A 13,727-nucleotide genomic window follows, 5' to 3' on the forward strand; every position below is an offset into this window, starting at 1 on the left:
TGCTGCCGCAAATGGCGGTAGTGAGCCCGTCGCCTCTCCGCGCACGCGTTAGAATACTACCATTCCTTGAATGTCGGCTCGGCGCATCCGCCGCAAACCCAGGGGAAGGTCCAGTCGGCGGTAAGTCTTGCGCTCTCGGGAATATATCTGCTCCAGACCGAGGCCTTGATCGGGTTGATCGATCGCCAGACTACATCAAAGGTGCCCGCGGGATTGAGCCTGCCGATCATGGCCGGCTTGGAAAGGTGGTGATTGGTGTTCATCATCACCTCGAAACCACTCGGCGCCTTCACTCTCTGACCGTACATGGCTTGCCGTACCGCGTTTACATCGGTCGTGCCGGCCTGGGTCACCGCCTGGGCCCACATCCTGAAGCCGATAAAGGTGGCTTCCATCGGGTCATTTGTCGTCTTGTCCCGTTGCTCGGTGAAGTCCGCCCACATTTTCACGAACGTATCGTTTTCCGGTGAGCTGACGGATTGGAAATAATTCCAGGCCGCCAGATGGCCGGCCAGACCGCTCACGCCTATGTCGCGCATTTCGCGTTCGCCGACCGAGAGCGCCATCACGGGAAGGGTGTCGGCGTTCACCTGTTGGGCTCTGAGTTCTCTGTAGAAATGCGTGTTCGCGTCTCCGTTGATGGTTGAGATCACCGCGGTCCGTTTTCCCTCCGAACCGAAAGCCTTGATCCTTGCAACGATCTCGCGCCAGTCGGAATGCCCGAATGGCGTGTAGATCGTCATGATATTCTCGGCCGCCACGCCTTCGTTGGCGAGATAGGCGCTCAGGATCCGGTTGGTGGTCCGCGGATATACATAATCGGTGCCAAGCAAAACCCAGCGGCGAATCTCGCCACCTTCCTTGCTCATCAGATAGCGAACGGCCGGAATGGCCTGCTGATTTGGCGCAGCACCGGTGTAGAAGACATTGCGCGAGCTTTCCTCGCCTTCGTATTGAACGGGATAGAAAAGCAGACCGTTGAACCGCTCGAAGACAGGAACAACTGCCTTTCGGGAGCTGGAGGTCCAGCACCCGAATACTACCTCGACCTTTTCCTTTGCGAGCAGTTCATATGCCTTGTCCGTAAAGGCGCCCCACTCCGACGCCGGGTCGACGATGACAGGCTCGAGTTTCCTGCCGAGCAACCCGCCCTTCCTGTTCTGGTCGGCGATCAGCATCAGAACCGTATCCTTGAGCACGGACTCGCTGATGGCCATGGTGCCCGACTGGGAGTGCAGAATGCCGACCCTGATGGGTTCCTCGGCGGCATGCGCCGCCGATGCATGGAGAACGAGCAGCGCCGGGAGGAGCCTGCGCAAGGTCCAGGCCAGGTTCATGCCGATACTCCGACAAGTTCGAAGATGCGGGTTTCCTTTGTCATGCCCTTGGCAACAACTGCATCCAGGGCGTTGAACTCGAACTGATCGCGAACGCGCAAATATACGTCCTCGCTGACGAGGACAGCGGTGCCGGCCTGCTTGTTCAGCCCTTCGAGGCGGGCGGCGAGGTTCACGGTGTTGCCGAGAGCCGTATAGTTCATGCGCTCGGTCGATCCGACATTGCCGACGACGGCTTCCCCGACATGAATGCCGAACCGCGTGAAGAAGGCCGCCAAGCCTTCGGCCTCGAATTCGGCGTTGAGCCTCTCGCCGGCTGCCTTGGCCGCAAGGACCGCCCGGCAAGCGCGCGCAACATGGTCTGCTTGCGGATTGGGAGCATTCCAGAACACCATGACCGCGTCGCCGATAAACTTGTCGACCGTTCCGCCTTCCGCGAGGAACGCCTCCGTCAGCACGGAGAAATATCGCGACGTCTGCTGCATCAGCATATCGGGATCGGCCGACTCCGCGATCGTCGTGAATCCGCGAACGTCGGTGAACACCAGCGTGATCTCCTGCTTGACGCCGCCGAGCCTGGTAGAGATGGAGTTGTCGATTACCCCGCGCACAATCTCCTTGGGGACGAAGTGCGCGAACGACCAGATGGCGCGCTGGGCGAGATTGACCGTGGTTCCGAGTTCGTGAATCTCCCGAATATGCGAGGTAACCGGCGCGAGGCTGGGCTCCGCGAGCCGCTGAAGCTGGCTTGCCTGCTCCGTAATGCGTTTCAGCACTTGCGCCATCGTGCTGCCGAACATCCAGACAGCCGGAATAAACGCAGCGCCAACGATGATCGCAAGGACTAATCCCCTGAATTGGAGATTCCGAACGTTCTGGACAAAGTCATCCTGGGCGGCCAGCAGCAGTATGCGGCCGCCATAGCCTTCGCCGAGGGCGAACTTCGTCAACCTGAACAGATAATCCCGTCCATCGTCATCACGGACGATCCCTTCGTCTTTGTCGAGATTGTGTGACGTTCGCAGGACCGAGGCCACGACGCCGGACTTGACCTCGTCGATGCCAGGCAATTGTGATTGGGAAGGATGCGTCATCGCAGCCGCGACGAACTGCGCAAAATCGCGATGGGCGATCAGCGCTCCCGCCTCGTCGAAGATCGTGACGGTGCCATTCTGTCCGGGCCGCTGGGCCTGGACGAAATCGCTGAAGGTGTCGAGCTTGAGATCGGCGGCGAGCACGCCGGGCACTTTTCCCCGCAAGGGTGCGCTGACCGTGATCACCGGCGCGCCAATGCTGAAGGCGAGATAGGGCGCCGAGACATACGGACGGTCCGTTCTCATTGTTTGCCAATACCAGGAGCGCTTGCGGGCGTCATATCCGTACTTCCACAAATCGATTTCATCGAGCTCGTTGTCCTGTCGATCCCAAAAAACCCGCCGCATCGGCAGCTCGCCATCGGGGGCCGGACGAACCAGGCTGATCATCAGGTCGGAATGCGGCGGTGCACGTAACCGATTGCGCTGATCTACGGTAAGGTCGCTGATCCGCCGCACCTGCAGCCATGCGCCGTTCTCGAAGCCGGCATAGATGCTGTCCATCTGCGGCAGTTCCCGCAAAGCCGCCTTGAACAGCGGAATCGCGCGACCTGTCTCCGACCTCTCATCCGAATCAGCCACGCTCGAGCTGGTCGCGAGCACGTTCACCAGCGATGCAATCGCGTTCAGTTCGCCCTGCAGGCGACCCAGCGCCTTGTTGCTGGCGGCGTCCATATAGGCGGACGCCGCTTCCCGCGTCGCCCAGTGCAGGGACTGGACCTGAATGGCAATCAGCAGTGCCGCAAGCGCGACGACAAATATCATCACCGTGAGAGTGATCGATGCACGAAATGTAAACATCGTGTTCAGCCTCCTCGTAAGCGAGGGATAGCTCGAAGGCGCTTAACCTCCGCGCGGCTTTCGCTGTCGTAATCGGGATCGAACAGGTCTCAGCGAACGAGGCAGTAAGCGAAACCGCATTTGGGCAAGCAGCGCGAGCCTGCGCTCCTCGTCGTGGCCAATCAAGCTGTCCTAACGGGCAACATCCGCCGCCGAACAGCCGTTAAGCGCCTGTTTACCCTTTCGCCCGGTAAAAACGGCTCCACAGCTAGAAACTGAGCCCTCATGCAGGCAAGGGAACTCAACCGAAGTTGCGCTGTTTAAGCGTTGGAGCCGTTGGGCAAGAACGCTTATCCAGGGAGAAGCGGCATGGCTGTCCATTTCAACCACACGATCCTGTCGGCAAGCGACAGCAAGGCCTCGGCGAAATTCCTCACCGAGATGTTGAACCTTCCAGCCCCGAAGCACTGGGGACCATTCGAGATGGTTGTCACCGAGAACGGGGCCTATCTCGATTACATGGACACCCACGAAATCACGCCACAGCATTACGCCTTTCTGGTCAGCGAAGCTGAATTCGATGAGATTTTCGGCCGAGTCCGGCAACGCTATCTTGCCTACTGGGCCGATCCGGCGCGGAAGCAGCCGGGCGAGATCAATCACCACGACGGCGGACGCGGCGTCTACTTCGAGGATCTCAACGGTCACCTCCTTGAAATCATCACCCGCCCCTATGGCAGCGGCGGATGGAATCCGTGAAGGCCTGCGGCGAGACACGGCTTGTTAGAAGCCAGCTTCCAAGCCGTTCCAATAAATCAGATTTTGCAGTCGACTGAATTCAAAGCCTTACGCAAGCCACCAAACGCGCTTAGCCGGCAGGGCTCGGTGTCGCTAGCGGCCTTTCGCTGCCCGGAAATGATGGTTCGCTTGATATCGGTTGTCTTTGGCTTCGTCTTGGGAGGGGCCGCGGTAGTGACCTTCTTTGATTTGGGTTCGTGCCGATGGCGGTTGATCACCCTCGGCGGCTCCGAAGGACCGATATTGATGCCTTCCGACGGAGAAATGCGTTCGTCGACTGGAGCAGGCTGCGCTGGCGCCTCGCTGCTCGCAGCAGTAATTTCAAGTCGATCAGCCTTCGCCAACGCACCATGTGAATCGGAAATGCCGACGGTTGTCTCGCCAGGGGACTGGACGACCACTACTGCATTGCGCGCAGGAGTTCTGAGTTCCATGGCCGCGAGCACTCCTACGCCCAATGGGATGAGGAGGCCCAACAACATCATTCTCAGCATGATGCTCCTCCACTTGTTCAGTGGCGGAGACAATTCTCCGGTCTAATGAGGCAACTTGGCGGCGGCTCACGTAACAACTCGACCCACGTACAGCCCGTTTGCCGACAGGGTTAACGCCAGCCCGTATATCCAGCATCAAATTGCTATCGAACGCGGCGTCGTTCGAAGGCGTCCTGCAAAATTGCGGTAACCTTGCGATCCAGGACTTCAAGACGGCTGCGAAGCTCCAGCTGTTCGTCCGATATGACACGCCTGACTGTGACTGAAACGATAATAGACAATACGTAACAGACGAATGCTGCTGCCAGGATCGAGGAGACCAGCGGCCGAAAGTCAGGAGCCACGTTCCAGCCAACAAGACCTGCGACGATGACCGCGATCCAGATAACGACCTTAAAAAAAGCTTTCATCCAAAGTGCTCCCGTAGAAGCCTGTGCCGTCCACTTCCAATTGCCCTGCCTCAATAGGGCGATGGATCCAGCACAGGAACAATCGATTTTCGGGCACGCAGTTCCCGCAACTAATGCAGCGTTCCGCTGGAACAATTTGGGCAAGGGCCGACAGGAACGGCGGCGGTAGCGCTTGCACGCAAAACCATTTCTGGATGCGCTTCTGCGGTGCGCAATAACCAACCGCTTCGGCACATCGCATCATTTGCCATGAGGGCGATCGGGAACAAGTGGCAATAGCTTGCGTTTATGGATGAGGTCAGTCCGATGAGGAGGAGACCTACATGCCATGGGAAGGCCAGCCGGGCTTTTCCTGGCCGTCTTCGGAAGGACGCTTTGCGATGGCCGACAAGCGCGCTCTGAAATTGATTGGCATCATGCTTGCCGCTTTGACCTTGATGGTTAGCTCGACGGCAGCTGTAGTGGTGGCCAGTCACGCCGCGAGCAGCGCCAATGGCGAATATCTCAAATTGGTCGACCTTCGTGACTAGTTCGCGGGAATGGCTGATGCAGTGCGCGAGCGCGGCGATACTTTTCGCATTCGCAACGGGCATGTGGATAGCAGGGCAACGCTTCATTCAACACGGGGCTAGCAAGCAGCCTACGCCTATTTCGATCTTGGAATCGGCATTGCCTTGCGGCGATCTCGCTCTCACTGGTGATGATCGGACAGGGGTTACACATCGGAAGGTCACTTCTTGTCGATCTGGATCGTGAACCTCAGGTGCAGCGATCTTGATGATCGCGCGCGCACCTCTCCTCACAAAGAGCAAGCCCGTAGACCTACGGGTGTGCGCGGGAGTAGATAGAGTTTCAGCGCATGCTGATCGATGCCGGCGAAGTGCTTCCAGTAACGTCCGCGCGATCATCGGAGACGCGCCAAGCTGCCACTCCGACGCATACAGTAAGCATCAGCGACGTCACGAGAAGAAGCATGGAAGAAAACTGGCTCACGCCTTGGCCCCGCTACCAGCACTCAATTTTTAAGAACGAGCACGGTCTGTCGAGTCGGAAAATGCAGTTGCACTGACCTAAACAGGGTTTTCCCCACGGGATTGTTTTTTTAGCGCAAATCGGTTTGAGGATGCTTCATGGGGTTTGAACACCAGACCAATGAAAGCCGCTTCGCCGTTGGCGGGCGCTGCCAGTGCTTGGCGGCATCGGCAGGCGGATGAACGAACCTTTGTGTTTCCGCGGATGCGTTTGGCGGCGCGGCTCTGTCCGGTGCACGATGGCCAGGGCGAGCGGTCCTGCAGGACGATGCACGATGGGACGAATTTCTTCAAACCATTCAACGCGATTTGCCCCGTCCAGTCCTGCCTGAAAAAATAAACCTCTTCGCGCTAACCCCAAATCAGTCCTACAACTCCGCCCGTTCCGGCCCGCCAAGAGGGGCGTATCGCGATCGTCACGGACGTTGGGTCGGAATGCGGTGGACGCGGCAGCATCCGCTGCGCTTGAAGCGGATCGCAGGGCGGGCTTTGGCCCGTGAGCGATCGGCGGCGCGGCAGACGAACGATGCTGAAGCGTACGGCAAAACCGTGTGGTCCTGGCGCCCGTGGCTGGCGTCAATTCGGCGGAGGCGTTGCGAGCCCGACCGGGTGCGCGATGCCGTCAATTCGCCGATGACGGAGGCAAGAGGAATTCGTCTCCGGGGAGAGCGCGGCATAAGCCGTAAAACCATTGCGCAGGGAATGCCGGAATGCTCCGGCTGGACCTGTATGCTCGTGTGCGCCTCTACCCCCATCTCTTGCACACGGGACCGCGGGTGCTAGCCAGCACCCGGCATTCCCTGCGCCCTCTTCCCTGGGCGAAACGGTTGGCAAAGCCCGGGCGAAACGCGCCGCGGGAATGCGGAGGTGTGTGTGTCCACGGTCGTCATTGTCCGCGAAGGCGGACGATCCAGTATTCCAGAGACGAGTAGCGATAGAGCCGATAGGCCGCGGCGTACTGGATACCCGCCTTCGCGGGTATGACGGGTTGGGTGCGGGGCGAGATTCTCCGATGTGCACGTGCACATCGTAGTTCGCTTCGCGCCCCCGGAATGACGGGCGCCAAACCACAAACCACCCCCCGTTAACCCTTTGCTAACCATACACCCGGCAAGAATTGCCGGGTGAAGTCGAGTGTCGTCGGCCGCGTAGAACGGGAGGAACCCCGTGGACGCCAGTGCGGTGCCTCACTTTCGGACCGGTGGCCCTTCGGCCGCCGCGCAGACGTTTGGCGCCCGCGGGCGTCAATCGCGAGGGGAAGCGGCTACCATGGTCGATGTCACGGCGGGTCAGGGCGGCGCAGCGCCCAGCACCAAATTTCCAAGCCTCAGCGAAATCGGCGATATCCTAAAGCGCGGCGATCTGGCGCTGGCGTTCGGCGTTCTCACCATCCTGGTGGTGCTGATCCTGCCGCTGCCCTCGCTGGTGCTCGACCTGTTCCTGGCGATCTCGATCACGGTGTCGATCCTGATCCTGATGACGTCGCTGTTCATCCAGACGCCGCTGGAATTCTCGGCGTTTCCGACCGTGCTCCTGATCTCGACCATGCTGCGGCTGTCGCTGAACATGGCCTCCACCCGCCTGATCCTGTCGCATGGCCATGAGGGGACGGCCGCGGCCGGCCACGTCATCGAGGCCTTCGGCAATTTCGTGATGAGCGGCAATTTCGTCATCGGAATTATCGTGTTCGCGATCCTCGTCATCGTGAACTTCGTCGTCATCACCAAGGGTTCGGGCCGCATCGCCGAAGTCGCCGCCCGCTTTCAATTGGATTCGATGCCGGGCAAGCAGATGGCGATCGATGCCGATCTCTCCGCCGGCCTGATCGACGAGGCGACCGCCAAGTCCCGCCGCAAGGCGCTGGAAGACGAAAGCGGCTTCTTCGGCGCCATGGATGGCGCCTCGAAATTCGTCCGCGGCGATGCGATCGCGGGCTTGCTGATCGTCTTCATCAACGTCATCGGCGGCATCATCATCGGCGTGGCGCAGCAGGGCATGAGCTTTGGCGACGCCGCCCGCACCTATACCGTGCTCACCGTCGGCGACGGCCTCGTCACGCAGGTGCCGGCGCTGATCGTCTCGACCGCGGCAGGCTTGCTGGTGTCGAAGGCCGGCATCACGGGTGCGGCCGACAAGGCGCTGATGAAGCAACTTTCCGGATATCCGCAGGCGCTCGGCATGTCGGCCGGCGTGATGCTGGTGCTGGCGCTGCTGCCGGGTATTCCGATGCTGCCGTTCCTGGCGCTCGGCGGCGGCGCCGCGGCGCTGGCCTGGAAGGCGCGCAACCACAAGCGCGTCACCAAGGCTGCGGAAGCGGCCGAGGCCGCGGCACCCGGCCTTGAGGCGGCAGCCGCCCAGGCCGCCGCCGAAGAGCCGATTGCCACCGCGCTCAAGATCGACGACCTCAAGATCGAACTCGGCTACGCGCTGTTGCCGCTGGTCAACGGCCCCGACGGCACCGACCGCCTGACCGAGCAGATCAAGGCGCTGCGCCGCTCGCTTGCGATCGAAATGGGCTTTGTGATGCCGGCGGTCCGCATCCTCGACAACGTCCAGCTCGAGGCCAACACCTACGTCATCAAGATCAAGGAAGTGGACGCCGGCACGGGCAAGATCTGGCCGAACCAGTTCATGGTCATGGACCCCGCCGGTAACCAGGTCGGCGTGCCCGGCATCCATACCGTCGAGCCGACGTTTGGCCTGCCCGCGACCTGGGTCGACGCCGCGCTGAAGGAAGAGGCGTCGCTGAAGGGTTATACCGTGGTCGACGCCGCCACCGTGCTGTCGACGCATCTGACCGAGCTGCTCAAGAACAACATGAGCGACCTGCTGTCCTATGGCGAGGTGCAGAAGCTCCTGAAGGACCTGCCGAAGGAACAGGGCGAGCTGGTCAAGGACATCGTGCCGAGCCAGGTCACGGTCTCCGGCATCCAGCGCGTGCTGCAATTGCTGCTGGCCGAGCGGATCTCGATCCGCGATCTCTCCACCATTCTCGAAGGCATCGCCGACGCGCTCGCCTTCTCGCGCCACCCCGCCACCATGGTCGAGCACGTCCGCGCCCGCCTGGCGCGGCAGATCTGCGCGCAGAACACCACCTATAACGGCTATCTGCCGCTGATCGCGCTGTCGGCGCGTTGGGAGCAGGCGTTCGCGGAATCGATCGTCGGCACCGGCGAGGACCGCAGCCTCGCCATGCAGCCCTCAAAACTGTCGGAGTTCATGACTTCGATCCGTAACGCCTTCGAGCAGGCCGCCCGCGAAGGCGAGGCGCCCGTGCTGGTCACCTCGGCGACGATCCGCCCGTTCGTCCGCTCGCTGGTCGAGCGCTTCCGCTCGCAGACCACCGTGCTGTCGCAGGCTGAAATTCATCCGCGCGCGCGGCTGAAGACGGTCGGCAGCGTGTAGGCCGGGCCTGCGCGCGGGGGCAAATCAGCGGCGGAAAAGGCGAAGCTTTTTCGCCACATGCAAATAATTTGTTAACATCGCACCGATCGGCAGGCATTCGCCGCACGCGCCGCGGCTTATGTCACAACATATTATAACATATAGGAAAATTTCGATTTCAGCCCTCAACGCGCGGTCCTTTGATCGCGATCGTTCAAGTCTTTTCACCGCCTTGTGATCGCCACTTGGGAACTATTCCCCGGATTCCTACGTTTCCTGACGCGAGATGTTGAACCGGTCTGTGAACGACATCGACGAATTCACAGGACGGAAGGCGGCAGGAGACTTCCATGAACCACTCGATTTACAGCGCAGACCGCATGACCCATCTCAAGGTCGTGGTTGTTGCGTTGATTGCGGGTATCACGGTCGCTGGTTTCAGCATCTCCGCGCGCAACACCTCGGATGAAGGTCTGACGCAGACCGCGAGTACGCGCGTGATGAAGGCCGGTAAGCCGGTCGTGATTACCAGTTCAGGCAACTCTGTCGTACGGTAAAGGAGAATTCACGGAATTCACGTGGCTCTTTACAGCCCCCAAAGTGGCCACGTGGATAATTAAGACCCCAACTACCCCCAAGTTGACTACGAAAACGCCCGCTCCCCACGGGCGTTTTCTTTTTGTCGGGGCGTCTCAATGTCCAGAGTGCCCATCGCCGCCGGTCGAGCCGTCACCGCCTGTCCACGGCTCGCTTGAATCGCCGCTCCGCTTGACCTTCGTGCCTTGCCTGAATGCAAACCCGATGAATCCCGCAAGGAGCAAGAAAACGAGAAGTGGCCCCAGCCAATTCGGCATGGTGAACTCCGTTTGGATCGCCTCGGCTTACCGCGGCGCCGCCGCAGCCGGCACGGTCTCGATCAGCTTGCCGGTATAGATCGGCGCCGAGGTCGGCTGGCCGCTCGGCGATCCGCCGGCCGGCTCGACGGTCACCGCGTAGAGCGCGGAATTGATCGTGCCGGCGTCGAAGTCGGCGAGCACCGGGCGCGCGGTGAAATCGCTGCCGCCGATCACGCCGAGCGAGCGCGGCTGCGGCAGCTTGTCGGAGATCAGCCAGAGCTCAAAGCTCTTGCCGGGCTCGGCATCGGCGCCGACCTTGCGGACGGTGAAGTTTTTGGTCGCGGCGTCGACCGTCAGGATGAAGGCGGGCGAGCCGCCGTCACGCTGCAATAGCGCAACGTATTGCGCCGAGGGCACGGGCGATGGCGCCGGCGTCTTGACCTCGACCGTCTGGATACGCGGCTTCGGCCGCAGCGCTTCCGGCAGCAGTTCCGGCCGATAGACCTGCACCGCCAGCATCCCGACCAGGGCTGCGGCAAGCGCAGTGGCGACGGAGGCGACATTGCGCCAGCGCTTCGCCCGATCAGACAATCGGATGACGTTCGAATTGTCAGTGGCGACCGGCGCCGCCTCGGCGACCACGGGGGCCGTAACGGGCTCGACCCGAGACTCGGTTGACGGCCGAGGCGGAGACAGCAGCGCCTCGGGCAACACCAGCGGCGCCTGTTGTCCGCTGGAATGGATCGCGGCCTTGATGTTTTCCCACACGATCGGCCGCGGCTCGACCGAGCCGACCATCTGGTTCAGCGCGCCGAGCCGGTATTCCCAGGCATGGACGAGCGCGGTGTATTCGGTGTCGACGGCCATCATGGTCTCGACCTGCGCGCGCTCGTCGGCATCGAGAGTGCCGAGCGCATATTCCGCGGCGAGCGCGATATGGTCTTCGCTATAGGCCATCGTTCAAGATCCGGACATCAAAGCCCGAGACACTCCCTTATGTCCATCATGCTGCGGCGCAGCCACGTCTTCACCGTATTCACCGGCGCCTCGAACTTGAGGGCAAGCTGCTCGCGGCTCCAGCCGTTGTAATAGGCCAGGAGCACCAGCTTCTGCCGATCCGGCTCGAGGCGGCCGACGCATTCCAGCAACCGCTTCAACTCTTCCGTCATTTCGCGGCGCGCCAGCGGATCGGGTGAATCGGCCGCGACTTCCATCGCGGTCGGCTCCTCCTCGATCGAGACTTCGCTCTTCTTGCGCACCACGTCGATCGCCCGGTTGCGCGCGATCGACGCCATCCATGTAATCGGCGAAGCGAGCGCCGGGTTGAACTGTCCGGCATTGTTCCAGATCTTGACGTAAGCCTCCTGAATGACCTCCTCCGCAAGGTCCTGACGGCGCAAGATACGGAGCACGACGCCGAAGAGTTTCGCGCGCGTGGCGGCGTAAAGGCGCTCAAAAGCGGCCTCATCCCCCTTCGCTACCGCGGCAATCAGCCAGACCAGCTCCGCTGGCGTCAGCATTCAGCGTCCCCCAAAACCTCGATCCTCCACCCGCGTCTTACGCCGGAGCCGTCGAGAAGTTTCGTAGCATACCCTGCGCCAGAGGGGCCACCAAGTCGCCGGTTTCGGGGAATCTGGACAGGAAAAACCCGGGCCTTGCAGCCCGGGTTTCGTTTCGTGCAACCGATGAGTGTGAGAAGCGTCAGGCGACGCCAAGCCGGGCGCGCATCAGGCCGATGGAGTCCATGTCGGCCTGCTCCCGGGCGCTCTCCTCGGCGCGCTCACGCGCCTGGTCACGCTCGTCGAGCAGTTCCACCTTCTTCAGCTCCTCGAACGCTTCGCTCAACAGGCTCTTGGCGTCCTCAAGCTGGATGCGCAGTTCGTCGGCGGAGCGGGTCAGGTTTTCCCGGCGCTGGATCGCGGCCTTGGCGTAGGTCGGGTAGGCGAAATGGGAGGGATCGTTGATCCCGGCCCGCTCCTGCTCGGTCTGGATTTCGCGCTCGAGATCGACCGACATGCGCTGGAAGTCGGCGATCATGCCCTCGATCTGGGTAACCCTTCGGCGCTTCTCATCGACCTGAAATTTCTTCAGGCGGATCAGCGTTTCTCGTGACTTCATCGACTCATACTCCCCAGAAGTCCCAATCTGAACGCGGGACGGTGCCGGCACCCCGGGGGGCCCTACCGGCGTCATTAATCATGTGACGCGGATGATGGCCTGACAAAGTTAGCGTTCCGTTTCCAAATTGGCGAGGATTTGCGCCAACTGGCGGTAGCCGTCATCCAGGCTCGATTTTTCGTCCTTGGCCTGGCGCAGGAAAGCTTCCAGCGGCTCGTGCAGCCGGATCGCCTCGTCGACTTCGGGGCTCGAACCCGCCCGGTAGGCGCCGAGCCGGATCAATTCCTCCATGTCGGCGTAGGTCGCCATCACCTGCCGGCCCCGCATGATGACGGGCAGATAGTCCGGATTGGCCGATCTCGGCATGGTGCGGGAGACCGATTTGAGGATATTGATCGCGGGAAACCGCCCGCGCTCCGCAATCGAGCGTTGCATCACGACGTGGCCGTCCAGAATGCCACGGACCGCGTCCGCGATCGGTTCGTTATGGTCGTCGCCGTCGACCAGCACCGTGAAAATGCCGGTAATGGTGCCAATACCGGTGCCCGGCCCTGCCCGCTCCAGGAGTTTCGGCAATTCGGTGAACACGGTCGGCGTATAGCCCTTGGCCGTCGGCGGCTCGCCGGCCGACAACCCGATCTCGCGTTGCGCCATCGCAAAGCGCGTGACCGAATCCATCAGGCAGAGCACGTCCTTGTCCTCGTCGCGAAAATACTCCGCGATCGCCAGCGTCAGGTAGGCCGCCTGCCGCCGCATCAAAGCGGGCTCATCCGATGTCGCCACCACCACGACCGAGCGCGCCAGGCCCTCGTCGCCGAGATCCTCCTGCAGAAATTCCTGCACCTCGCGGCCGCGTTCGCCGATCAGGCCGATAACGGTGACGTCGGCATCGACGTTGCGCGCCAGCATCGACAGCAGCACCGATTTGCCGACGCCGGAACCTGCGAAGATGCCGAGCCGCTGGCCGCGGCAGCAGGTCAGGAACGTGTTGAGCGCGCGGACGCCGAGATCGAGCGGGAGGCCTACGCGCTTGCGCGAATGCGCCGGCGGCGGGGAATTGCGGTAGGGCATCGGCGACGGCCCCTGCATCAGCGGCCCCTTGCCGTCGATCGGTTCCCCCATCGCGTTGACGACGCGGCCGAGCCAGGCCGGTGACGGCCGCACCTGGCTGGCCGCCGTGGCTATGACCGCGCGGCAGCCGCGCCTGACACCTTCGAGTCCGCCGAATGGCATGACGACAGCGTTGCTGCCGGAAAACCCGATGACCTCAGCCGGGATGAAACGGTTTCCGCCGGTATCGATGACGATCCTCGCGCCGACCGACATCGCATGAATGGGCCCCGCGATCTCGACCATCAGCCCGCGCACGCCCACAACACGGCCATATATATTGACGCCGTCGATATCGCCGATCTGCTCCGCGAGCGCCTTCATTGCGAAAACCT

Annotated in this window: 12 protein-coding genes; 4 read left to right on the forward strand and 8 right to left on the reverse strand. The window is 61.6% G+C overall.

The genetic code is table 11. From position 1 onward, the window contains the following. Positions 1-56: 56 nt before the first annotated feature. Positions 57-1,337, reverse strand: coding sequence for an urea ABC transporter substrate-binding protein (gene urtA / locus V1283_RS29805; RefSeq protein ID WP_334390182.1), 1,281 nt, complete (start codon positions 1,335-1,337; stop codon positions 57-59). Further along, positions 1,334-3,232: an adenylate/guanylate cyclase domain-containing protein gene (locus V1283_RS29810; protein ID WP_334390183.1), complete on the reverse strand. Its 1,899-nt coding sequence runs from the start codon at positions 3,230-3,232 to the stop codon at positions 1,334-1,336. The genes urtA and V1283_RS29810 overlap by 4 nt, the downstream gene beginning before the upstream one ends. A 348-nt stretch (positions 3,233-3,580) precedes the next feature. On the opposite strand from V1283_RS29810, the gene V1283_RS29815 reads away from it, so the two are divergent. Then, a complete protein-coding gene (locus V1283_RS29815; protein WP_334390184.1) occupies positions 3,581-3,970 on the forward strand; it encodes a VOC family protein in 390 nt (129 codons plus the stop codon). Between the two features lie 56 nt (positions 3,971-4,026). Here V1283_RS29815 and V1283_RS29820 read toward each other — a convergent pair whose 3' ends face one another. Further along, positions 4,027-4,503, reverse strand: a complete 477-nt coding sequence (locus V1283_RS29820) for a hypothetical protein (RefSeq protein ID WP_334390185.1) — start codon at positions 4,501-4,503, stop codon at positions 4,027-4,029. Between the two features lie 143 nt (positions 4,504-4,646). Next, positions 4,647-4,913 carry a hypothetical protein gene (locus V1283_RS29825; RefSeq protein ID WP_334390186.1) on the reverse strand — a complete coding sequence of 89 codons (267 nt, stop codon included), beginning with the start codon at positions 4,911-4,913 and terminating at the stop codon, positions 4,647-4,649. A gap of 380 nt (positions 4,914-5,293) precedes the next feature. Here V1283_RS29825 and V1283_RS29830 point away from each other — a divergent pair, with 380 nt between their 5' ends. From V1283_RS29830 to V1283_RS29840, 3 genes are all read left to right on the forward strand, one after another. Further along, on the forward strand, positions 5,294-5,443 hold the full coding sequence (locus V1283_RS29830; protein WP_334390187.1) for a hypothetical protein: 150 nt from the start codon (positions 5,294-5,296) through the stop codon (positions 5,441-5,443). Positions 5,444-7,213: 1,770 nt separating this feature from the next. Continuing rightward, entirely contained in the window at positions 7,214-9,349 is a 2,136-nt protein-coding gene (flhA, locus tag V1283_RS29835; protein ID WP_334390188.1) for a flagellar biosynthesis protein FlhA, read from the forward strand. 329 nt (positions 9,350-9,678) lie between these two features. Beyond that, complete coding sequence (locus tag V1283_RS29840; protein WP_334390189.1) at positions 9,679-9,885, forward strand: hypothetical protein; 207 nt, start codon at positions 9,679-9,681, stop codon at positions 9,883-9,885. A gap of 324 nt (positions 9,886-10,209) precedes the next feature. Here V1283_RS29840 and V1283_RS29845 read toward each other — a convergent pair whose 3' ends face one another. From V1283_RS29845 to fliI, 4 genes are all read right to left on the reverse strand, one after another. Then, complete coding sequence (locus V1283_RS29845) at positions 10,210-11,121, reverse strand: anti-sigma factor (RefSeq protein ID WP_334390191.1); 912 nt, start codon at positions 11,119-11,121, stop codon at positions 10,210-10,212. 17 nt (positions 11,122-11,138) lie between these two features. Beyond that, positions 11,139-11,684, reverse strand: coding sequence for a sigma-70 family RNA polymerase sigma factor (locus V1283_RS29850; protein ID WP_334390192.1), 546 nt, complete (start codon positions 11,682-11,684; stop codon positions 11,139-11,141). A gap of 181 nt (positions 11,685-11,865) precedes the next feature. Continuing rightward, positions 11,866-12,282 (reverse strand): flagellar export protein FliJ, encoded by a 417-nt coding sequence (gene fliJ, locus V1283_RS29855; RefSeq protein WP_057842912.1) that lies wholly within the window; start codon positions 12,280-12,282, stop codon positions 11,866-11,868. Positions 12,283-12,390: 108 nt separating this feature from the next. Beyond that, complete coding sequence (gene fliI / locus V1283_RS29860; RefSeq protein WP_334390193.1) at positions 12,391-13,716, reverse strand: flagellar protein export ATPase FliI; 1,326 nt, start codon at positions 13,714-13,716, stop codon at positions 12,391-12,393. Between the last annotated feature and the right edge of the window lie 11 nt (positions 13,717-13,727).

Source organism: Bradyrhizobium sp. AZCC 2262, assembly GCF_036924535.1.
Lineage (GTDB): Bacteria > Pseudomonadota > Alphaproteobacteria > Rhizobiales > Xanthobacteraceae > Bradyrhizobium.